Genomic DNA, 21,508 nt, shown 5'->3' with positions numbered 1-21,508 from the left:
CTCACGGACCGGTTCCGGCGTGTCGCCGGTGATTACGTACGTGTCTAACGATCGGCGCGCAGGACAGGCACCAGCGCGGCGCCCAACGCGGCTGGATCATGACGGGGCGTGCCGTCGAGGACGGCGACGGGAGCGAGGACCAGCCGGGCACCAAGCGATTCTGCCGCACGTTCGACCGGCGCGGGATCACCCACCGCCGTGGAGTCGGCGAGCACCTGGTCCACCTTCAGCTCGGGCAGATAGCGCCGCAGGGTGTCCAGATGGTCGGGCAGGGAGAGCCCCGAGGTCTCGTTCTCGGCCACCAGGTTGAGCGTCACCAGCCGCCGCGCCGGGCTGGACACGATCGCGTCGGCCAGGCCCGGCACGAGCAGGTGCGGCAGCACGCTCGTGTACCAGCTTCCCGGCCCGAAGATCAGCCAGTCCGCGGCGCGTACCGCCGTCACCGCCTCGGCGCACGCGGCCGGCGCGGACGGGCTGAGCCGCAGCGACTCGACGGTGCCGGGGGTGACCGCCACCTGGTGCTGCCCGCGCACGGTCGACACCTCGTCCGGGTGCTCCGGGTCGGCGCCGCGGACCCGGGCCTCGATGCCCACCGGCTGGCGGGACATCGGCAGCACCCGCCCCACCGCGCCGAGCATCGCCCCGGCGTGGTCGAGCGCGGCCACCGGGTCGCCGAGCAGCTCGGTGAGCCCGTGCAGGAGCAGGTTGCCGACCGCGTGGCCGGCCAGCGAGTCGCCGACCACGACCGGCACCGGCGCGGCGAGCGTCGGCGCCTGCGGCACGGCGGCGGCGAAGCGGTGCTGGAACAACGCGGCGCTGCGCCGGGTGGCCGGGTGGTCGCCGGCCAGCGCGACCAGCGCCTGGCGCAGGTCGCCCGGCGGCAGGCCGCCACGCTCGGCGCGCAACCGGCCGCTGGAGCCGCCGTCGTCGCCGACGGTGACCACCGCGGTGATGTCCAGGTCCAGCTCGGGTACGCAGTGCCGCAGCGCCCGCAGCGACGCCGAGAGCCCGTGCCCGCCGCCGAAGGCGACCACCCTGGTCGGGGTCACTCCCGCCCCAGGTCCCGGTGCTGGGCGTTGGCGGCGATGCCGGAGTGGCGCAGCCGGGAGGCCAGCTCCTCGGCGATGGCCACGCTGCGGTGCTTGCCGCCGGTGCAGCCGACCGCCACGGTCAGGTAGCGCTTGCCCTCCCGCTCGAACCCGGCGGTGGTCGCGTTGACCAGGTCGGCGTAGCCGGCCACGAACGCCTCGGCGCCCTCCTGGCCCAGCACGTACGCGCTGACCCCCTCCTCCCGACCGGTGTGCTCGCGCAGCTCCGGCACCCAGTACGGGTTGGGCAGGAACCGGGCGTCCATCACGAAGTCGGCGTCCGGCGGCAGGCCGTACTTGAATCCGAACGAGATCACGGTGATCCGCAGCCGGCGGGCGTCCTCGCCGCCGAACAGCTCCTCGACCCGGCGGCGCAGCTGGTTCACGTTCAGGTGGCTGGTGTCGATGATCACGTCGGCCTGCTCGCGGGCCTCCTCCAGCAGCGTCCGCTCGACGGCGATGCCGTCAGCGAGCCGCCCGTCGCCCTGCAACGGGTGCGAGCGGCGCACGCTCTCGAACCGGCGGATCAGCACCTCGTCGTCGGCGTCGACGAAGACCACCCGGGGCTGGAAGCCGCGCTCGCGCAGCTCCCGGATCGCCCCGGCGAGGTCGGTGGAGAACGCGCGCGAGCGCACGTCCAGCACCATCGCCGTACGCCGGGCCGCACCGCCGGCCTTGAACGCCAGCTCGGCCATGTCCAGCAGCAGCGCCTGGGGCAGGTTGTCGACCACGTAGTAGCCGACGTTCTCCAGCGCCCGGGCCACGGTGCTGCGCCCGCCGCCGGACAGGCCGGTCACCACCACCAGGGAGGTGTCCGACTCGGCCGACGCCGGTCGCACCGGCGTCGTCTCCGCCCCGGTCGGCCCCAGGTCACCCGCTGTACGCGCCTCGCTCACCCGCTACCCCCAGCCGTGGCGCCGCGGCCGGCCGGCCGCGCATGGTCAATCAGCGACTCTAACGGCTGCGACCCGGCCGGGGATTCCACGGGGTGACGACCGGAACAGTTCGCCGCCTTCGTGACGACTCGCCGGAGAGGCGCTGTCGGGGGACGCTCGTAGACTGCGCGGATGGTCTCCCCCACCGACGAGCGGACCACCTCACCACCGACCGGCTCCCCACCGACCGGCTCCCCACCGACCGGTTCCCCACCGGCCGGTGACGCGCTTCAGGTGCTGCGCCGGGTCTTCGGGTACGACGCCTTCCGCGGCTTCCAGCAGGAGGTCGTCGAACACGTGGTGGCCGGCGGCGACGCGCTGGTGCTCATGCCCACCGGTGGCGGCAAGTCGCTGTGCTACCAGATCCCCGCGCTGGTCCGCGACGGCGTGGCCATCGTCGTCTCACCGCTGATCGCGCTCATGCAGGACCAGGTCGACGCGCTCACCGCGGTCGGCGTCCGGGCGGGGTTCCTCAACTCGACCCAGGATCCCGCGCAGCGACGCCGGGTCGAGGCGGCCTACCTCGCCGGTGAGCTGGACCTGCTCTACCTCGCCCCGGAAGGGCTGGCCGTGCGGTCCACGCTCGGCCTGCTGGAACGCGGCCGGATCGCCCTGTTCGCCATCGACGAGGCACACTGCGTCTCGCAGTGGGGGCACGACTTCCGCCCCGACTACCTCAACCTGTCGATGCTGCACGAGCGGTGGCCGGACGTACCGCGGATCGCGCTGACCGCCACCGCGACCCGGGCGACGCGCACCGAGATCGCCACCCGGCTGCGGCTCACCGAGGCCCGGCACTACGTGGCCAGCTTCGACCGGCCCAACATCCAGTACCGCATCGTGCCCAAGCGGGAGCCGCGCCGCCAGTTGCTGAGCCTGCTGCGCGACGAGCACCCGGGCGACGCCGGCATCGTCTACTGCCTGTCCCGGGCCTCGGTGGAGAAGACCGCCGAGTTCCTCGTCGCCAACGGCATCTCCGCGCTGCCCTACCACGCCGGGCTGGACGCCTCGACCCGCGCCGCCAACCAGCAGCGCTTCCTGCGCGAGGACGGCCTGGTCATGGTCGCCACCATCGCCTTCGGCATGGGCATCGACAAGCCCGACGTACGCTTCGTCGCCCACCTCGACCTGCCGAAGTCGGTCGAGGGCTACTACCAGGAGACCGGCCGCGCCGGGCGCGACGGGCTGCCGTCCACGGCCTGGCTGGCGTACGGGCTCCAGGACGTGGTGCAGCAGCGCAAGATGATCGAGACGTCGGAGGGCGACCTCGCGCACCGGCGCAACCTCGCCGCCCACCTGGACGCGATGCTGGCGCTCTGCGAGACGGTCCGCTGCCGCCGCGCCCAGCTGCTCGAATACTTCGGCGAGACCGGGGTGGCCGACTGCGGCAACTGCGACACCTGCCTCGAACCGCCGGAGTCCTGGGACGGCACGGTCGCCGCGCAGAAGCTGCTCTCCACCGTCTACCGGCTCGACCGCGAACGCAACCAGCGGTTCGGCGCCGGGCACAGCATCGACATCCTGCTCGGCAAGCACACCGACAAGATCGACCAGCACGGCCACGACGCGCTGAGCACCTTCGGCATCGGCACCGAGCTGCGCGAGGCCGAGTGGCGCGGCGTGGTGCGGCAACTGCTCGCCGAAGGGCTGCTCGCCGTCGAGGGCGACTACGGCACGCTGGCGCTGACCGAGGCCAGCGCGGACGTGCTCGGCCGCCGCCGTACGGTCACCCTGCGCAAGGAGCCGGAACGTCCGGCGGCCGGCCGGTCCGCCAAGCCGCGGGGCGCGGCCACGGTGGTCGCCGACCTCTCCCCCGCCGCCGCGCCCGTCTTCGACCGGCTCCGCGCCTGGCGCGCGGCCACCGCCAAGGAGCAGGGCGTGCCAGCGTACGTCATCTTCCACGACGCGACCCTGCGGCAGATCGCCGCCGAGCCGCCGGCCTCGCTGGCCGAGCTGTCCCGGGTCAACGGCGTCGGCGAGAACAAGCTCGCCAAGTACGGCGAGGCGATCCTGGCCGTCCTCGCCGAATCCTGAGGCACGCGGAAAGGGCCCGGCCCCTGTGGTGGCCTGTGGTGGGGTCGGGCCCTTCCGGTGGTGGTTCTTAGCTGGTGCTGTAGCCGCGGGTGGCGATCCAGTCGGCGAGGTTGTCGATGCTCATCCGGTAGGTGGCGGTGTTGGGGTTGGCGCTGTCGGCGATGGTGACGGTGTTGCCGTTGTCGCGGTAGCCGATGACGCTGATGTAGTGGCCGCCTTCGAAGGAGTGGGTGGTGCCGTCGGTGTCGGTGGCGGTGCCGGCGATGTTGGCGACCACGGCCCGGCCGGCGTCGACGGTCTTGACCACGTCGGCGCGCAGGGTGTCGGTCTGCTTGTCGTCGGCCTTGGGAGTGGCGATCTCGACGGACTTGTAGGCGTCCTTGGCGCCGGTCTCCTTGTTCAGCACCGGGGTGATGTCGTTGATGCTGTCGGTGCCGTTCTCGGTGGTGCCCATTTCGCGGGCCATGGCGTGCACGTCGATGTTCTTGCCCTGTACAGACAGGGCGTTGCGGGCGGCGGCGGGGCCGCAGAAGTAGAAGTTGGGCTGGGCTTCGTAGCGGACGTCGAGTTCCCGCTCGCCGTGGCCCTTGCGGTCGGCCACCACGCTGGTGGTGTTCTGCGCGGGGGCGGCGTGGGCGGCGATCGCGGGCCCGGCGATGCCACCGGCGGTGGCGGCGATGCCGGCGGCGGTGAGAACGGTCTTACGCAGCAGAGTGGTAGCCATGAGGGTTGCCTCCCTGGTGGGGGGATGACGCGGCAGGGGGTGCCGCGAAAGGGGGTGAAAGTCTTGGGGGGTGCCCGTCGGGCGGGCGGTGGCACGCGGGCGGCCCGGCTGAAGGGGCCTGCTCTGCGCGGCTCGGGGGATGTAACGACGACCGGGCCGGGGCGATTCCCTGACCTGCCCGGGTGCCATGCCGGGCCGGGGGCCGGCGCTCGTTGCGGTGCCTGGGGTGTCAGCCATGTACAACGCCCCGCGCCCGCCACCGATTCCACGCTGACGGTGGCACCGACCACAGCCCCGGCCACCCCGCCGAACCGGACACCGCTCACCCCACCACCCACACCGCGCAGACGGATCTGGCAGGCCTCCCCCACTCAGGCGCGCGATCTTGCAGTTGGCGCCCGGACGAATAACGCAAAAAAGGCATCTCGCGGGCCCAAAGTGCAAGATCGCGGGAGCGGGAGCGGGGACCGGCCGGCGCAGCGGCACGGCAGCGCCCAGCCTCCCAGAGCACAGGACAGCCGTTCCGTACTTCGGGATCGTTTCGTCGGTGGAACGCCATGGGTGTCACATGCGGTCGGAGACACCCGTCAGGTTCCACCGAGGGCGGGGGCGGTGGTGACGCGCCGGCGGGGCGGGACGGCGGGCGTGACGGCGGAACCCGGGCGCGGGACGGGTCAGGAAGGGGTCGTGGCGTCGGCGGTGGAGCCGTCGAGGGCGGCCAGGATCGCCTCGGCCGTACGCCTGCCGACCCCGGGCACCTCGGTGATCTCCTCCACCGTGGCGGCGGACAGCCGCTTCAGCGAGCCGAAGTGCCGCAGCAGCGCCTTGCGGCGTACGTCGCCGAGGCCGGGCACGTTGTCCAGCGCGGATTCGGTCATCCGCTTGGAGCGCCGCTGGCGGTGGAACGTGATGGCGAAGCGGTGAGCCTCGTCGCGTACCCGTTGCAGCAGGTAGAGCGCCTCGGAGGTGCGCGGCAGGATCACCGGGAACTCGTCGTCGGGCAGCCACACCTCCTCCAGCCGCTTGGCCAGCCCGCAGAGTGCCACGTCGTCGATGCCCAGTTCGGCGAGCGCCTTCGCGGCGGCGGCGACCTGGGGCGGGCCGCCGTCGACCACGACGAGCTGCGGCGGGTACGCGAACTTGCGCGGCCGCCCGGTGGTCGGGTCGACGCCGGGGCGGTCCGGGTCGGAGGCGGTCTCCTCGCCCAGCTCACCGGTCTCGGCGCGGGCGTCGAGGTAGCGGGCGAAGCGCCGCCGCAGCACCTCGGACATGGCCGACAGGTCGTCGGTCGCGCCGCGCACGATGAACCGCCGGTATTCGCTCTTGCGGGGCAGCCCGTCCTCGAACACCACCATGCTGGCGACCACGTCGGTGCCCTGGATCTGGGACACGTCGAAGCACTCGATGCGAAGGGGCGAGGTGTCCATGGCGAGCGCTTCGGCGATCTGGTCGAGCGCCTGGCTGCGGGTGGTCAGGTCGCCGGCCCGCTTCAGCTTGTGCCGGGCCAGCGCGTCCTTGGCGTTGCGCTCGACGGTCTCCAGCAGCGACCGCTTGTCGCCGCGCTGCGGCACCCGCAGCGACACCCGGCTGCCCCGGCGGGCGGAGAGCCAGTCGGCGAGCGCGTCGGCGTCGCCGGGCAGCTCGGGCACGAGCAGTTCGCGGGGCACGTCGGCCTCGCCCTGCTCACCGCCGTACACCTGGGTGCAGAAGTGGTGCACGAGGTCGCCGGTGCTCAGGTCCTCAGTCTTCTCCACCACCCAGCCGCGCTGGCCGCGCACCCGGCCGCCGCGGACGTGGAAGACCTGCACGGCGGCTTCGAGCGGGTCGTCGGCGAAGGCGACCACGTCGGCGTCGGTGCCGTCGCCGAGCACCACCGTCTGCTTCTCCATGGCCCGGCGCAGCGCCGCGACGTCGTCGCGCAGGCGGGCGGCCCGCTCGAACTCCAACTGCTCGCTGGCGTCGAGCATCTCCTTCTCCAGCCGCCGCACCATCGTGTCGGTGCGGCCGGCCATGAAGTCGCAGAAGCCGTCGACGATCTCCCGGTGCCGCTCGGCGCTGACGCTGCCGACGCACGGCGCCGAGCACTTGCCGATGTAGCCCAGCAGGCAGGGCCGACCGACCTGGCCGGCGCGCTTGAACACCCCGGACGAGCAGGTCCGCGCCGGGAAGACCCGCAGCAGCAGGTCGAGCGTCTCGCGGATCGCCCACGCGTGCGAGTACGGCCCGAAGTAGCGCACGCCCTTGCGCTTCACCCCGCGCATCACCTGCAACCGCGGGTATTCCTCGTCGAGCGTGACGGCGAGATAGGGGTACGACTTGTCGTCGCGGTAGCGGACGTTGAACCGGGGGTCGTACTGCTTGATCCAGGTGTATTCCTGCTGGAGCGCCTCGACCTCGGTGGCGACGGTGATCCAGTCGACCGACTCGGCGGTGAAGACCATCTGCCGGGTGCGCTGGTGCAGACCGACCGGGTCGGCGAAGTAGGAGTTGAGCCGGCTGCGCAGGTTGCGCGCCTTGCCGACGTAGATGACCCGGCCGGTGCCGTCGCGGAAGCGGTAGACCCCTGGCGACTCCGGGATGGTGCCGGTCGCGGGACGGTAGGTCGAGGGGTCAGCCACGCAGCAAGCCTAGCCAGCACCTGTGTCAAAACCCGCGCGCAGGTCCGCCGCCGTCGCGGGGAACCGGCCCCGGCTGCGGGACCGGGGCGCCGGAAACTGACAGATGGCGAAAGGTACGTGTCGATGCCGTGCCGCTGTTGCTAGCTTGCGGTATGGGTGGTTTCGCCGTCGATCCCGAAGACGTCGCCGGTTTCGCGACGCGGGTCCTCACCGCATCGCAGGAGTACGGCGACGCGATGCTGCGGGGCGCAGGAACACTTCCCCGCTGCGTCGGCCGCGTTCGGTGACACACCGGCTGCGGAGCCGACCTACAACGCCTGCCAGGACGCGACGGAAGCCGCGCTGGCGACCGCGGGCGTGCTCCAGGCGGTGCTGGAAGGTGACGCCGACCGGCTCTACCTGGTCGCGTTCACGACCCAACGGACCGACGAGGAGGCCGGCGGCTTCAGGGGGTCCCGGCTCGGCGGTGACCTGACATGACCGCCCCCGGGCTCGCCGTCGAGACGCCGCCCGCCCCGATCGTCTCAGCCGACCTGTGGTCGCTGAACGCCGATCCGGAGCGACTGCTCGCCGCGGCCAAGGCGTGGCGCGTCCTCGCCCAGGCCGCCCGGGACGGCGCGGCGAGCGCCAAGCACGGGGCGAGCGCGTTGTTCACCAACGGGTGGAGCGGCGACGTCGCGGACTCGTACGCCGAACACGGCCGGAAGTTGGTTCGGGACCTCGACGAGTTCGCGACGCAGGCCGAGCTCGGCGCCCGGGCGGTCGACGACGTGGCGGACGCGCTCAGCCGTGCCCAACTGCTGCTCGACCACGAGTGGAAGGCCCTGAGCGGGGTCGTGCCCGCGCGACGGTCCGTCGACCAGGTCACCTTCGCCCCGTCCGACGCCTCCGGCGTCACCGCCGTGAGTTCGGCAGTGGCAGCCGCCGAGGCGATCCGCCGGCCGGCGCTGGACGTGCAGCAGGACTCGGCGGCCGGTCTTCGCAAGGTCAGCGAGGCGCTGGGAGTCATAAACGACGCGTGGTGGCGATACACCGTCGGCACGACACCGTTCACGCTGCCGAACGAGCCGTCCCGACCCGGGGTGATCTTCGTCGGCGGTCGGATGGTCGTCAACGCCGGCAGCGGCGACAACGACATCCGCGTGGTCCGTGACCCGCTCACCGGCGAGCTGCGGGTGGAGCTGCTGGTCGGCTCGTTGGTCGCGTGGAGTGCGCCGGTGCCGGACGGCGTCGAGTTGACGGTCCGCGGCGGCTCCGGTGACGACCGCGTGCAGGTCGGCCCGGGTGCCGGCGGGGTGACAGTGCTCGGCAGCGCCGGGGACGACCGCATCCACACCGGCGAGGGCGCTGACGTCGTGCTCGGCGGCTACGGCGCGGATACCATCGAGTCCGGGGCCGGTGACGGCGCGGGCCAGGATTACCTGTCCACGTACACCGGTGACGACCGGCTCATCGGCGGGCAGGGCGGGGACACCCTCTACGGCGGGTCGGGTTCCGACCGCCTCTCCGGCGGCGACAACCGGGACTATCTCGACGGCGGACGGGGCGACGACAGCCTCGACGGCGGTCGGCACGACGACGTGCTCTCGGGCGGCCGGGGCAGCGACACGATCGCCGGTGGAGCCGGTGACGACACCATCTACACCGGCCAGGGCGCCGACACCGTCTCGGGTGGCACCGCGGGGCGCGACGGCGACCTGGTGTACGGGCAGCGGCAGACCGAGACCGGAACGGCCGGCTCATGCTGGAGGAGATGAACGACGCCCATCCCTGGATCAGGGAGTTCGACGACCAGAGCGCCACGGCGGACGACGGAACGATGGGTTTGCCCGAGATCGAGTACAACCCCGACTTCGACGACTTCCGGCACGCGCCGCCACCGGTCGTGCTCTTCCACGAGATGGCGCACGTCTACGACTACGACAACGACACGTATCTCGATGACCGCTACGAAAACCCCGAAGACCCGGATGTCGGGCGGGACGGCGAAGGGGTGAAGGAAGCGGAACGTCAGGCGAGCGGGCTGCCCGTCGACCGGGACGGCGACGGCCACTTCGAGATCGATCCCGAGCACCCGATCGAGTACACCGAGAACGGCCTGCGGGACGAGATGCGCCTACCCGAGCGGGAGTCCTACGGCCCCGGCTGAGCGGCGGCCGGCAGGCCCGCGTCCCCGCACGACGTGGCGGGGACGCGGACCCGGTCAGGCCAGGCGGATCTGGTCGCCGTCGACCTTGATCTCCTTGGCCGCGAGCGGCTTGGTGGCCGGGCCCCCCTTCACCGAGCCGTCGGTGATCGAGAACCGGCTGTTGTGGCAGGTGCAGTTGATCGTGCCGCCGTCGACGTTCGACACCGGGCAGCGCTGGTGCGTGCAGATCGGGTCGAACGCCTTGAACTGGCCGGCCTCGGGCTGGGTGATCACCACGCCCTGGGTGGCGAAGACCGCGCCCCCGCCGACCGGGATGTCCGAGGTACGGGCCACGGCGTTGCTGCCGGCCCGGTCACCGCCACCGGCGTCACCGGTCGCGGTGGCGCCGGGCGGGCCACCGCTGGTCGGGGCGAGCCCCGGGGACGCGTCGTCGTCGCTGCCGCAGCCCGCGAGCACCACTGCCACGCCCACTGCGCCGGCACCGGCGAGCAGACTGCGGCGGCTCTGGGTGACCGGTCGGGTCAACGCCTGATCATCACTCATCTCCGGCCTTTCTCTCGACTTACTGCGGAACACGCACATGCGTGCGGCACGGTTCATTTTGACGCGTCAATTAACGGCCGCCCGTTGCAGGAGGCCGGTCAGCGCGCCCCGGCGGGCACCTTGCGGGCCCGCGGCTTGGCGCTGCCGTTGGCCTTCGCCGCCCGGGTGGTGGCCGCCTTGGCGCCCTTGGCCTCGCCGTCGAGCTTGAGGATCGGCCGCAGGAACTCCCCGGTGTGGCTCTCCGGCACCTCGGCGACCTCCTCCGGCGTGCCGGTGGCGAGTACGGTGCCGCCCCGGTGGCCGCCCTCGGGGCCCATGTCGATGAGCCAGTCGGCCGTCTTGATCACGTCGAGGTTGTGCTCGATGGTGATGACCGTGTTGCCCTTGTCGACCAGGCCCTCCAGCACCATCAGCAGCTTGCGGATGTCCTCGAAGTGCAGGCCGGTGGTGGGCTCGTCGAGCACGTAGACGGTGCGGCCGGTGGAGCGCTTCTGGAGTTCGGAGGCGAGCTTGACGCGCTGCGCCTCGCCGCCGGACAGCGTCGGCGCGGGCTGGCCGAGGCGGACGTAGCCGAGGCCGACGTCGACGAGCGTCCTGAGGTGCCGGTGGATGGCCGGGATGGCGGAGAAGAACTCGGCCGCCTCCTCGATCGGCATGTCCAGCACCTCGGCGACCGTCTTGCCCTTGTAGTGCACCTCAAGGGTCTCGCGGTTGTAGCGGGCGCCCTTGCACACCTCGCAGGGGACGTAGACGTCCGGCAGGAAGTTCATCTCGATCTTGATGGTGCCGTCACCGGAGCACGCCTCGCAGCGCCCGCCCTTGACGTTGAACGAGAACCGGCCCGGGCCGTACCCCCGGACCTTGGCCTCGGTGGTCTCGGCGAAGAGTTTGCGGACGTGGTCCCAGACCCCGGTGTACGTGGCGGGGTTGGACCGCGGCGTCCGCCCGATCGGTGACTGGTCCACGCCGACGACCTTGTCCACGTGCTCCAGGCCGGTGACCCGGGTGTGCCGGCCGGGCACCAGCCGGGCCCCGTTGATCTGATTGGCCAGCACGGCGTAGAGGATGTCGTTCACCAGCGTCGACTTGCCCGACCCGCTGACCCCGGTGACCGCGATGAGCTGGCCCAGCGGGAAGCTCACGGTGAGGTTGCGCAGGTTGTGCTCGCGCGCGCCGTGCACCACCAGCTCCCGGCCCGGCGTCTGCGGCCGGCGGGTGGCGGGCGTCGGGATGGCCTTGCGGCCGGCCAGGTACGCCCCGGTGACCGACTCGGTGTTGTCCAGCAGCGCCGGTACCGACCCGCTGTGCACGATCTTGCCGCCGTGCTCGCCCGCGCCCGGGCCGATGTCGACGATCCAGTCGGCGACCCGGATGGTGTCCTCGTCGTGCTCGACCACGATCAGCGTGTTGCCCAGGCCGCGCAGCCGCAGCAGCGTCTCGATGAGCCGGTGGTTGTCCCGCTGGTGCAGGCCGATCGACGGCTCGTCGAGCACGTAGAGCACACCGACCAGGCCCGAGCCGATCTGGGTGGCGAGCCGGATGCGCTGCGCCTCACCGCCGGAGAGGGTGCCGGCCGGGCGGTCCAGGGACAGGTAGTCCAGGCCCACGTCGAGCAGGAACTTCAGCCGGGCGTTGATCTCCTTGAGCACCCGCTCGGCGATCATCTTCTGCCGGTCGGTCAGCTCGATGCCGGCCAGCAGGTCGGCCGCCTCGCCGACGGAGAGGTTGCAGACCTCGGCGATGCTCTTGCCGGCCAGGGTGACCGCGAGCACCTCGGGCTTGAGCCGGGTGCCGCCGCAGGCCGCGCAGGGCACGTCCCGCATGTAGCCCTCGTACTTGTCCCGGGACCATTCCGACTCGGTGTCGGTGTGCCGGCGCTCGATCCACTGCACCACGCCCTCGAAGCCGGTGTAGTAGGACCGCTCGCGGCCGTACTTGTTGCGGTAGCGCACGTGCACCTGGTCGTCGGAGCCGTGCAGGATCGTCTTCTGCGCCCGCGACGGCAGCGCCCGCCACGGCGTGTCGATGTCGAAGTGCTCGGCCTCGCCGAGCGCCTCCAGCAGCCGCAGGAAGTATTCGAGGTTGTGCCCGGTGGCCCAGGGCTGGATCGCGCCCTCGCGCAGGGTGCGCTCCGGGTCGGGGATGACCAGCTCCGGGTCCACCTCCTTCTTGGTGCCCAGGCCGGTGCACTCCGGGCAGGCGCCGTACGGGGCGTTGAAGGAGAAGACCCGGGGTTCCAGGTCCTCGATGGCGAGCGGGTGGTCGTTCGGGCAGGCCAGGTGCTCGGAGTAGCGGCGCTCCCGGGCCGGGTCGTCCTCCGGCAGGTCGACGAAGTCGAGCAGCACCAGGCCGCCGGACAGGCCGAGCGCGGCCTCGACCGAGTCGGTCAGCCGCTGCTTGGCGCTCGGCTTGACGCTGAGCCGGTCGATCACCACCTCGATGGTGTGCTTCTCCTGCTTCTTGAGCTTCGGCGGCTCGGTCAGCGGGTGCACCACGCCGTCGACCCGGGCGCGGGCGTAGCCCTTGGCCTGGAGTTCGGCGAAGAGGTCGACGTACTCGCCCTTGCGGCCGCGCACCACCGGCGCGAGCACCATGAACCGGGTGCCCTCGGCCATGGCCAGGACCCGGTCAACGATCTGCTGCGGGCTCTGCTTGGAGATCCGCTCGCCGCAGACCGGGCAGTGCGGCTCGCCGATGCGGGCGAACAGCAGGCGGAGGTAGTCGTAGACCTCGGTGATGGTGCCGACGGTGGAGCGCGGGTTGCGCGAGGTGGACTTCTGGTCGATGGAGACGGCGGGACTGAGGCCCTCGATGAAGTCGACGTCGGGCTTGTCCATCTGGCCGAGGAACTGCCGGGCGTACGACGACAGCGACTCGACGTAGCGGCGCTGCCCCTCGGCGAAGATGGTGTCGAACGCCAGGCTCGACTTGCCCGAACCGGAGAGCCCGGTGAAGACGATCAGGGCGTCCCGGGGCAGGTCGAGACTCACGTCACGCAGGTTGTGCTCGCGCGCGCCACGGATGATCAGTCGGTCGGCCACGGTGCGTGTGCTCCCGGAAGAAGAATATGAGGCGGATCTGTGCACCAGACGCCGGGTCTGGATGGTTTTCACAGGTTGTCGAGGCGCAGAGAAAACGCCTCGGCAACTCTAGCCCCGGCGTATGACAACTTCCGTCGTGCGAACATTCCCCCAGCTCAGGCCAGTCGGGCGCGAACCACGCAGGACCACCCGACCGGCCCGCGCCGGCTCAGAATCCCCCAGGACCGGGCGGGGTGGCCGGACGTCCGGTGCGTCGCCGCCCGGCCCGCCGGCCGCCCCGCCGTTCGGCCGCCGACCGGGCCGCGCGCCGGCCGCTCTCGTACTCGATCTCCCGCTGCAGCCGGCGCCAGCTCTCCCAGCGGCGCACCGGCAGCGCACCGTCGTCCAGCGCGGCCCGCACCGCGCAGCCCGGCTCGGCGTCGTGGGCGCAGTCGCCGTACCGGCAGCCGGCGGCCAGCTCGGTGATGTCGGCGAACGCCCGGTCCAGGCCGGCCGCGCCGTCGAGCAGGCCGACCGCCCGTACGCCGGGGGTGTCCAGCACCGCTCCCCCACCCGGCAGCGGCACCAGCGACCGCCAGGTGGTGGTGTGCCGGCCCTTGCCGTCGACCCGGCGGATCGCCTGGGTGCGCATCACGTCAGCCCCGGCCAGCGCGTTGACCAGGCTCGACTTGCCGGCCCCGGACGGGCCGAGCAGGCCGAGCGTGCGCCCCGGGCCGACGTGCCGGCGCAGCGGCGCCAGGCCGGTGCCCCGCTCGGCGCTGACCGGCAGCACCGGCACCCCCGGCGCGAGGTCGGCCAGTTGCCGGGCCACCGCCGCCGGGTCGGCGGCCAGGTCGGCCTTGGTGAGCACGACCAGCGGCTCCGCCCCGGATTCGTGCACCAGGGACAGCAGCCGTTCGATCCGCGCGGCGTCCGGCTCCGGGTGCACCGGCTCGACCACCGCGGCGGCGTCGAGGTTGGCGGCCAGCACCTGGCCACTGGCGTCCTTGCCGGCGGTACGCCGCACCAGCGCGGTACGCCGGGGCAGCACCGCCTCCACGGTGACCGGGCCGTCCGGCCAGGCGCACAGCAGCACCCAGTCACCCGCGCAGGGCAGCGCGGTCAGGTCGCGGGCGGCGGCGGACAGCACGCCGCCGCCGAGGCTGGCCCGCACCGGCCCCTGCGGGCACAGCACGGTGCAGACGCCCCGGTCCACCCGGGCGACACGCCCGGGTGTACGGCCGGAGCGACGGTCGAGATGGGCCGCCCAGCCGGTATCCCAGCCGAGGGCGGTCAGATCGAGAGTCATGGTGTCCTCATCGGTGTCGAGGGGAGATACGGCGGAACACACGCGTTGCGACCGGCATGCGCACCACCTCCCCTCCGACTCCCGGTGCCGCGTTCGGGACGACGTGGAGCCCGGCGCGTCCGGCCCCGCTCCCCGTGTCGTCGGCCCCGACGGTAGGGGCCACGCCGACGCGCCGAAAGCGATTTCCCCGGCGGCACGGCCCGGTCCGGCCCGCTAGGGTCGGACCGTGAGAAACCGATGACCGCCGACCCCCTGCTGCTGACCGGCGCGCTGGCCGAGGCGAACGACCGGCTGCTGCGTACCGTGTCCGGCCTGACCGCCGCGGACGTCGCGGCGCCGTCCCTGCTGCCGGGCTGGTCCCGCGCGCACGTGCTCACCCACCTGGCCCGCAACGCCGACGGGTTCGTCAACCTGCTCACCTCCGCGCGCACCGGCGAGGAGATCCCGATGTACGCCTCGGCGCAGAGCCGCGCCGACGACATCGACGCCGGTGCCGGCCGTGGCCCGGCCGACCTGCTGGACGACGTACGCCGCAGCGGCCAACGCCTCGACGCGGCGGTCGCGGCGATGCCCGTCGACGCCTGGGGCACCACGGTGCAGACCCGGCGTGGCCCGTGGCCGGCGGCGATGCTGGTCTGGGGCCGGCTGCGCGAGGTCGAGGTGCACCACGTCGACCTGGCCGCCGGTTACCGGCCCGTGGACTGGCCGGAGGCGTTCGCCCAGCGGCTGCTGCACGAGGTGGTGACCGGGCTGGCCGGCGACCCGGCCGCGCCATCCATGGTGCTGCGTTTCGACGGCGCCGCGTCCGAACTCGTCGTGGGCGACCCGGAGGGGGCGCCCACGGTCACCGGCCCCGCGCCGGAACTCGCCGCCTGGCTGACCGGCCGGGGCGCGGGCGAGATGCTCACCGTCGAACCCGACGGCCCCCTGCCGAACCCACCGGAATGGATCTGAACATCGTCATGACCTACACCGGAGACGTCACGCCCGGCGGCCCGCCGGCCGTACGCGAGCTCGACCGGCTCACCGTCACCAAGCTGTCGGTGGGCCCGATGGACAACAACGCCTATCTGCTGCGCTGCAAGGCCACCGGCGAGCAGGTGCTGATCGACGCCGCGAACGAGGCGCCGCGCCTGCTGGAGCTGGTCGGCGACGGCGGGCTGGCCGCCGTGGTGACCACCCACCAGCACATGGACCACTGGGTCGCGCTGGAGGAGGTGGTGGCCAAGACCGGTGCGCGCGCGCTGGTGCACGCCGACGACGCCGAGGGCCTGCCCATCGAGGCCGAGCGGCTCGCCGACGGCGACACGGTGCCGGTCGGTGACTGCGCGCTGGAGGTCATCCACGTGCGCGGGCACACGCCGGGTTCGATCGCGCTGCTCTACCGCGACCCGGCCGGCACCCCGCATCTCTTCACCGGGGACTCCCTCTTCCCGGGTGGCGTGGGAAACACCGACCAGGACCCGGAGCGCTTCGGCCGGCTCATCGACGACGTCGAGACCAAGCTGTTCGACCGGCTGCCGGACGACACCTGGTTCTACCCGGGCCACGGCACGGACAGCACAATCGGCGCCGAGCGGCCCGCGCTGCCGCAGTGGCGCGCCCGCGGCTGGTGAGCACGCCCGGCCCGGCCTCCCCCGTGGCGGCCGGGCCGGGCGCGATCAGCCGGTGACCGCCCGCAGCCGCCGCCGGGTGACGAGCAGCACCGGACCGGCCAGCAGCAGCCCGACCGCCATGGTCAGCACCGTCGGGTTGAGCGCCGCGGGCAGCAGGCCGGTCAGCGCCCGCGCGGCCAGCCCCAGCGCCACGTAGAGCCCGGCCCACGCGGTCGCCCCGGCCGCCGCGCACGCCAGGAACCGCCGGTACGACATCCGCAGCCCGCCGGCCGCCAGCGGCAGCAGCGCGTTGAAAACCGGCAGGAACGGGGCCACCAGCACGATCCGTCCGCCGCCGCGGTGCAGCAGCGTCTCGGCGGCGGCCCAGCGGGACTCGCCGATCCAGCCGCCCACCCGGCTGTCCCGCAGCCACCCGCCCCAGCGCCGGCCGGCGAAGAAGCTCAGCGACCACCCGGCCACGCAGCCGGCGACCACCGCCGCGACGGTGAGCGCCCCGCCGGCCGGGCGGCCCGCGCCGACCGCCGCGAGGACCGCGGCGTCGCCGGGCACCAGCACCCCGATGAGGGGTACGGCGTCAGCGAGCATGACCACGCCGAGCAGCCCCATCAGCAGGGTGGTGGGCAGCTCACCGGCGGCGGCCACGAGTTCGTTCATGAGCAGCACGCTATGTCCCGGTGGCGCACCGGCACATCGGGCACGTACCCCCAGTGGTCCCCGACACCCGACCCGGAGTTTCCTGGGGGTCAGCGGGGGCGCAGCACCTGCACCCGGCGTACCGGGGAGTCGACGGCGGGTTCGGTGGTCGGCACCGGATAGCTGGCCACCACTTCCAGCCCGTCCGGCGGCAGGTGGCCCCGGTCCGGGTCGCCGACCAGCACCTGCACCCCGTGCGCGGCGCAACGCCGCAGGTAGGGCAGGACCCGGGCGGCCAGGCCCGCGTCGTAGAGCGCGTCGCCGGCCACCAGCAGGTCGGCGGTAGCCACCCCGTCGAGCAGGTCGGCGCCGTCGACGCTCACCCGGACCCGGTTGGCGCGGGCGTTCACCGTGACGGCGGCCACCGCGTGCGGGTCGATGTCGTTGGCGACCACCTCGTCGGCCCCGGCGAGCGCGGCGGCGATGGCTACCAGCCCCGATCCGGCGCCCAGGTCGAGCACGCGCCGCCCGGCGGCCAGCTCGGGATGGTCCAGCAGGTGCCGGGCGAGCGCCTGGCCACCGGCCCAGACCGACGCCCAGTACGGCGGCGGCAGCGACCGCCCGGCGGCGGCCTCCATCCGGGCCCACCACAGGATGGCGTCCTCGGCCAGGTGCAGGCGCACCTCGGGCACGAACGGCGTGCCGACCAGACGCAGGCGGTCCGGGCCCACGCCGGGCGCCGCGATCTCCTGTTCCAGGTCGGCCAGAGCCGTCTGCGTGCTCATCGGGGCAAGCATGCCGCGCCCCGCCCGACGACGGGGTCTTTTTCCCGCCGCACACGTATTCCCGGGCGCGCCGCGCGCTTCCGGCAGCGGATTGCCGCCCGGGAGGTTACTGTCGGGGTGGTACAGGGCGATCACCGGCCGCGGCAGGTGCTCGCCCGCATTGAACAGGGAGAGACGCATGGCAACCGGCACGGTCAAGTGGTTCAACTCGGAAAAGGGCTTCGGCTTCATCGAGCAGGACGGCGGAGGCCCGGACGTGTTCGTCCACTACTCGGCCATTCAGAGCAATGGCTACCGCGAGCTGAACGAGGGCCAGAAGGTCGAGTTCGAGGTGACCCAGGGCCAGAAGGGCCCGCAGGCGGACAACGTCCGTCCCATGTAGTGACGTGCCGGTGACGGCGGTCGCAACCCGACCGCCGTCGCAGCGCACCATCAGGACGGCGCGACCGGCAGGTCGCGCCGCTTCCGTAGCGGCCCGGCCAGCAGGATCAGCGGGGTCAGCGCCAGCCAGGCGGTCATCGCCCGGATCGCGCCGCCCGGCCCCCAGGCCGCGCCCAGCGCCCCGGCGAGCAGCGCGGCCAGCGGAATCGTGCCGTAGTTGAGCAGATGCATGCTGACCGTGACCCGGCCGAGCAGCCGGTGCGGCGTGTACGTCTGCCGGAAGCTGCCCTTGACCACGTTGCCGATCGCGACGCCCAGACTCACCAGCACGCCGCCGAGCACCAGCCACGCCGTGCGCGCGCCGGGCCCGGCCAGCGGGATGAGCAGCGCGGGCGGGCCGGTGAGGGCACCGGCGAGCAGCACGGTGCGGGCGCTGCCGAACCGGCGGGCCAGGCGCGCGGCGAGCGTCGCGCCGATCACGCCGCCGAGGCTGGCGAGCCCGATCAGGAGGCCGACCAGGCCCGCCGAGAGGTCGGCCGAGCGGACCAGGAACACCACGAGCACCGCTTGGTAGCCGGTGAGCCCGATGTTGCTCGCCGCCCCGAACACCGTCAGCACCCGCAGGTACGGGTCGCGGGCGACGAATCGCAGCCCGGTGGCGACCTCGCGGCGCAGCGACGTCGTCCCGGCGGGACGGTGCGGCCGGGGTTCGACGGCGCGGATGCGACGCAGGCACAGCGCGGACAGCAGGAAGCTGAACGCGTCCAGTGCCACAGCGGTCACCGCGCCGATGAGCTGGGCGACCAGTCCGGCGAGGCCGGGCCCGACGAGGTAGCTCGCCGTCTGCGTGGCGTGCAGCCGGGCGTTGGCGCCGGGCACCTGCTCGGGACGCAGCAGCGTGGGCAGGTAGACCTGGTCGGCGGTTTCGAAGAAGACCCGGGCCAGGCCGGCACCGAGCGCCACGGTCAGCAGGTGCCCGACGGTGAGCAGTCCGGCCAGGGCGGCCACCGGCACGCTGGCGAACAGCGCGGCGGCGACGATGTCGGCGGCGATCATCACCGGGCGGCGGCGGACCCGGTCGACCCACGCCCCGACCGGCAGGCCGGCCAGCAGCCAGGGCAGCCAGGCCGCGGCGGTGAGCACCGCCACCTGGAACGTGCTCGCGTCGAGCACCGCGACCGCGACCAGCGGCAGCGCCACTGTGGTCATGTTGCTGCCCACGGCGCTGACCGTGTGGCCGGTCCAGAGCAGCCGGAAGTCGTGGTGCCGGAACAGCCGGCCCGGTGGAGCGTCAACCGGCCCGGACGTGCGCGCGGGGGCGGTCACGACCGCCGCCCCGGTACGGCGTTCACGGCCGGCCCGGGACGCCGTGGGCGAACACGAAGACCGGCTCGCGGCGCTGTCCGTCGTCCGGGGCGGGCCGGTCTGCCCAGCGGGTGAGCAGGGCGATCACCTCACGGCCGAGCGTGTCCAGCTCCTCCGGGGTCAGGTGCAGCCAGTGGTCGGTGCTGAACGGGGCGTCGTTCCAGGCGGCGTGCGTCTCGTCCGACGCGGCGTGCCAGGCCCGCACCAGTTCGGTGTGCCGCTCCAGGTTGAGCGAGCCGGCGGCCTCGACGACGACCCGGGTGGACGGGTCGTCACCGAAGTCGGACTCGGACCAGCGCACGCCCCGGTTGCGGGGCTTCCACCAGCGTTCCCGGCGGTCCCGGGCCAGCTCGGGCGCCTCGACCAGCAGGTCGGCGGCGGCGAGCACCTTGAGGTGGTGGCTCACGTTCGCCGGTGCCTGATCGGTGCGCACGGCGAGCATGCCGACGGTGCACGGGCCGTACACCTTGAGCACGTCCATGAGCCGGCGGCGCAGCGGATGGGCGAGCGCGGCGAGCACCCGCGAGTCGGTGATATGCCGGACGGTTCCCTCTGCCATGGCGCCACTCTCGCATCCGCAAGAGCTGTTGCGCAATTACTATTGCGCAATAGTTGCCACGCCTGTCGCGCACCTGGACGGCTCGGTCGGCGTCCGGCGGGCTCGGCCCGGCTCAGGTGGACAGCGCGGGCACCAGCGGCAGCACCAGCGCCGAGGGGTGCTCGCCGTCGTGCAGCACCTCCCGCCAGCCGGCGCGGAGGGTCACGGCGGTGCCGAGCGGCTCACCGGTGCCGGGGTTGCGCGCGTAACGGGGGTGGGCGCCGCCGGAGACCTGTACCCGCAGCCGGTGCCCCGGCGCGAAGCGGTACGCGGTCGGCCAGAGCGGGACCGGCACGGTGACCACTCCGGACGGGTCGCGCGGGAACCGGCCCGGCTCGACGCGTACCAGGCCGTCACAGACGTTCCAGGAGCGCCCGCGCCGGTCCACGTCACACAGGCGCACGAACACGTCCAGGTACGACAGTTCGCTCCGCAGGTGGATCTCGGCGCGTACCGGCCCGGCCACCTCGACCGGCTCCCGCAACGGCTCACTGGTGTAGGTGAGCACGTCCGGGCGGGCCTCCACCGGCCGGTTGTCCACCGGGCCGGCCCGCTGAGCCACCAGCAGCGGCCCGCCCAGCGACGGGGTCGGGTCGGCCGGGTCGTACCGGATGCGGTCCGGCGTGCCGCGCTCCTGCGGCTGCGGGGCGAGCGCGCCACCGGACCGCAGATACCACCGGACCGGCGTGGCGGGCGGCGGCCAGTCCGGCAGGTCGCGCCAGCCGCCGCCGACGTGCACCCGCACCGGCGCCCGCGGTGGCGCGGGCCGCCCGGCCAGGTGCGTGTCGAGCCAGTCCACCCCCTCCCGCAGCGACGCCAGGAGCAGCCCGGGACTGCCGTGCGTCCACGGCCCGACGACCAGGCGGACGCGTGCCCCGGCGGCCCGCAGGCGGGCGTAGTCGTCGAGCTGGGCTGGCAGGAAGATGTCCTGCCAGCCGCTGACCATGGCGACCGGCGCGCGGACCTCGGTGATCCGGTCGCCGAAGACCCGGGTACGCCAGTAGTCGGCGTCGGGAGTGTGGTGGCGCAGCCACTCCTGGAAGAAGGGCACGGTCACGCCGGTGGCGATCCCGTCGGCCTCGACCAGCGGCAGGTGCGTCAGGGCGCGGGCGAGCCGGGGCTGGCCGCGTTTGAGTTCCCACTGCCGGGCCAGCCAGGGCACCGTCTGCGCCTCGATCAGCTCGACCCAGGTGAGCACCGTGTCCAGGGCGAACGACTCGCCCGCGTACGTCGAGTCGCGGGTGGCCGACGCGGTCACCACGGCGACCATCGCGCGCAGTTCCTCGCCCGCCTCGGCGGCGACCGCCCACTGCACGAAACCCTGGTAGCTGGCGCCGAACATGCCGAACGCGCCGGTCCACCAGGGCTGGCGGCGCAGCCAGTCGAGCGTGTCCAGGCCGTCGTCGCGCTCGTGCACGAACGGCGCGAACTCGCCGCCGGAGCCGAACGTGCCGCGGCACGACTGGATCACCACGTGGAAGCCCCGCTCGGCGATCAGGCGGCCCAGCAGCCGGATCGGCCCGCCCCGCCCGTACGGGGTGCGGATCAGCACGCACGGCGCGGCGGGCAGGCCGGGCGCGTAGTGGTCAGTGCGCAGCGTCACCCCGTCGCGTACCCGCACCGGAATGTCCCGGCGGACGGCGACCCGCCCGGTGCGGGCGGCGGGCAGGCGCAGCGCCGCGGCGGCGGCCCGGGTGAGCAGCCGCACGG

At 73.2% G+C, this 21,508-nt stretch carries 19 protein-coding genes; 7 read left to right on the top strand and 12 right to left on the bottom strand.

Features of this window, described 5'->3' with window-relative positions; genetic code table 11:
• Positions 1 to 44: 44 nt before the first annotated feature.
• Positions 45 to 1,049 (bottom strand): uridine diphosphate-N-acetylglucosamine-binding protein YvcK, encoded by a 1,005-nt coding sequence (yvcK, locus tag ACFYON_RS00925; protein ID WP_354872675.1) that lies wholly within the window; start codon positions 1,047 to 1,049, stop codon positions 45 to 47.
• Positions 1,046 to 1,927: an RNase adapter RapZ gene (gene rapZ / locus ACFYON_RS00920; RefSeq protein ID WP_354872831.1), complete on the bottom strand. Its 882-nt coding sequence runs from the start codon at positions 1,925 to 1,927 to the stop codon at positions 1,046 to 1,048. Before rapZ ends, yvcK begins: the two co-directional genes overlap by 4 nt.
• Positions 1,928 to 2,155: 228 nt before the next feature.
• On the opposite strand from rapZ, the gene recQ reads away from it, so the two are divergent.
• Positions 2,156 to 4,057, top strand: a complete 1,902-nt coding sequence (gene recQ, locus ACFYON_RS00915; RefSeq protein ID WP_387189565.1) for a DNA helicase RecQ — start codon at positions 2,156 to 2,158, stop codon at positions 4,055 to 4,057.
• 67 nt (positions 4,058 to 4,124) lie between these two features.
• Here the strand turns inward: recQ and ACFYON_RS00910 are convergent, their stop codons facing one another.
• Both ACFYON_RS00910 and uvrC read right to left on the bottom strand, forming a co-directional pair.
• Complete coding sequence (locus ACFYON_RS00910; protein WP_354872680.1) at positions 4,125 to 4,781, bottom strand: C39 family peptidase; 657 nt, start codon at positions 4,779 to 4,781, stop codon at positions 4,125 to 4,127.
• Positions 4,782 to 5,455: 674 nt separating this feature from the next.
• Positions 5,456 to 7,399, bottom strand: coding sequence for an excinuclease ABC subunit UvrC (gene uvrC / locus ACFYON_RS00905; protein WP_355095584.1), 1,944 nt, complete (start codon positions 7,397 to 7,399; stop codon positions 5,456 to 5,458).
• A 357-nt stretch (positions 7,400 to 7,756) separates the two neighbouring features.
• On the opposite strand from uvrC, the gene ACFYON_RS00900 reads away from it, so the two are divergent.
• The 3 genes from ACFYON_RS00900 to ACFYON_RS00890 are packed head-to-tail and all read left to right on the top strand — an operon-like array spanning position 7,757 to position 9,548.
• On the top strand, positions 7,757 to 7,879 hold the full coding sequence (locus tag ACFYON_RS00900) for a hypothetical protein (RefSeq protein WP_387320436.1): 123 nt from the start codon (positions 7,757 to 7,759) through the stop codon (positions 7,877 to 7,879).
• Positions 7,876 to 9,156 carry a PPE domain-containing protein gene (locus ACFYON_RS00895; RefSeq protein ID WP_355095586.1) on the top strand — a complete coding sequence of 427 codons (1,281 nt, stop codon included), beginning with the start codon at positions 7,876 to 7,878 and terminating at the stop codon, positions 9,154 to 9,156. Before ACFYON_RS00900 ends, ACFYON_RS00895 begins: the two co-directional genes overlap by 4 nt.
• Positions 9,153 to 9,548: a M91 family zinc metallopeptidase gene (locus tag ACFYON_RS00890; protein WP_387189561.1), complete on the top strand. Its 396-nt coding sequence runs from the start codon at positions 9,153 to 9,155 to the stop codon at positions 9,546 to 9,548. Before ACFYON_RS00895 ends, ACFYON_RS00890 begins: the two co-directional genes overlap by 4 nt.
• Positions 9,549 to 9,602: 54 nt before the next feature.
• Here the strand turns inward: ACFYON_RS00890 and ACFYON_RS00885 are convergent, their stop codons facing one another.
• The 3 genes from ACFYON_RS00885 to rsgA form a co-directional block, all read right to left on the bottom strand.
• Complete coding sequence (locus tag ACFYON_RS00885; RefSeq protein WP_354872689.1) at positions 9,603 to 10,091, bottom strand: Rieske (2Fe-2S) protein; 489 nt, start codon at positions 10,089 to 10,091, stop codon at positions 9,603 to 9,605.
• 98 nt (positions 10,092 to 10,189) lie between these two features.
• The gene (gene uvrA / locus ACFYON_RS00880) at positions 10,190 to 13,132 is read right to left on the bottom strand and encodes an excinuclease ABC subunit UvrA (protein ID WP_354872691.1); all 2,943 of its coding nucleotides are present in this window, start codon (positions 13,130 to 13,132) and stop codon (positions 10,190 to 10,192) included.
• Positions 13,133 to 13,340: 208 nt separating this feature from the next.
• Positions 13,341 to 14,420 (bottom strand): ribosome small subunit-dependent GTPase A, encoded by a 1,080-nt coding sequence (gene rsgA, locus ACFYON_RS00875; RefSeq protein ID WP_354872693.1) that lies wholly within the window; start codon positions 14,418 to 14,420, stop codon positions 13,341 to 13,343.
• Positions 14,421 to 14,657: 237 nt separating this feature from the next.
• Between rsgA and ACFYON_RS00870 the strand changes: the two genes are divergently transcribed.
• Together ACFYON_RS00870 and ACFYON_RS00865 are read left to right on the top strand one after the other, a co-directional pair.
• The gene (locus tag ACFYON_RS00870) at positions 14,658 to 15,374 is read left to right on the top strand and encodes a maleylpyruvate isomerase family mycothiol-dependent enzyme (protein ID WP_354872695.1); all 717 of its coding nucleotides are present in this window, start codon (positions 14,658 to 14,660) and stop codon (positions 15,372 to 15,374) included.
• Positions 15,375 to 15,382: 8 nt separating this feature from the next.
• Complete coding sequence (locus ACFYON_RS00865; RefSeq protein WP_354872698.1) at positions 15,383 to 16,036, top strand: MBL fold metallo-hydrolase; 654 nt, start codon at positions 15,383 to 15,385, stop codon at positions 16,034 to 16,036.
• A 45-nt stretch (positions 16,037 to 16,081) separates the two neighbouring features.
• Here the strand turns inward: ACFYON_RS00865 and ACFYON_RS00860 are convergent, their stop codons facing one another.
• Together ACFYON_RS00860 and ACFYON_RS00855 are read right to left on the bottom strand one after the other, a co-directional pair.
• Complete coding sequence (locus ACFYON_RS00860) at positions 16,082 to 16,690, bottom strand: VTT domain-containing protein (protein WP_357707428.1); 609 nt, start codon at positions 16,688 to 16,690, stop codon at positions 16,082 to 16,084.
• An 89-nt stretch (positions 16,691 to 16,779) separates the two neighbouring features.
• Positions 16,780 to 17,454, bottom strand: coding sequence for a 50S ribosomal protein L11 methyltransferase (locus tag ACFYON_RS00855; RefSeq protein WP_354872703.1), 675 nt, complete (start codon positions 17,452 to 17,454; stop codon positions 16,780 to 16,782).
• Positions 17,455 to 17,632: 178 nt separating this feature from the next.
• Here ACFYON_RS00855 and ACFYON_RS00850 point away from each other — a divergent pair, with 178 nt between their 5' ends.
• Positions 17,633 to 17,836, top strand: a complete 204-nt coding sequence (locus ACFYON_RS00850) for a cold-shock protein (RefSeq protein WP_184686822.1) — start codon at positions 17,633 to 17,635, stop codon at positions 17,834 to 17,836.
• Positions 17,837 to 17,886: 50 nt separating this feature from the next.
• Here the strand turns inward: ACFYON_RS00850 and ACFYON_RS00845 are convergent, their stop codons facing one another.
• The 3 genes from ACFYON_RS00845 to ACFYON_RS00835 all read right to left on the bottom strand — a co-directional run bounded on the left by ACFYON_RS00845 (position 17,887) and on the right by ACFYON_RS00835 (position 21,506).
• Positions 17,887 to 19,161 (bottom strand): MFS transporter, encoded by a 1,275-nt coding sequence (locus tag ACFYON_RS00845; protein ID WP_387320434.1) that lies wholly within the window; start codon positions 19,159 to 19,161, stop codon positions 17,887 to 17,889.
• 22 nt (positions 19,162 to 19,183) lie between these two features.
• Positions 19,184 to 19,759: a helix-turn-helix domain-containing protein gene (locus tag ACFYON_RS00840; protein WP_354872709.1), complete on the bottom strand. Its 576-nt coding sequence runs from the start codon at positions 19,757 to 19,759 to the stop codon at positions 19,184 to 19,186.
• Between the two features lie 112 nt (positions 19,760 to 19,871).
• Positions 19,872 to 21,506 carry a CocE/NonD family hydrolase gene (locus tag ACFYON_RS00835; protein WP_387320432.1) on the bottom strand — a complete coding sequence of 545 codons (1,635 nt, stop codon included), beginning with the start codon at positions 21,504 to 21,506 and terminating at the stop codon, positions 19,872 to 19,874.
• Between the last annotated feature and the right edge of the window lie 2 nt (positions 21,507 to 21,508).

It is taken from the genome of Micromonospora sp. NPDC005686 (assembly GCF_042871665.1).
Classification (GTDB): domain Bacteria; phylum Actinomycetota; class Actinomycetes; order Mycobacteriales; family Micromonosporaceae; genus Micromonospora.
Note: the sequence above shows the minus strand (reverse complement) of the source record. Positions and strands in the feature narration are given on the sequence as shown.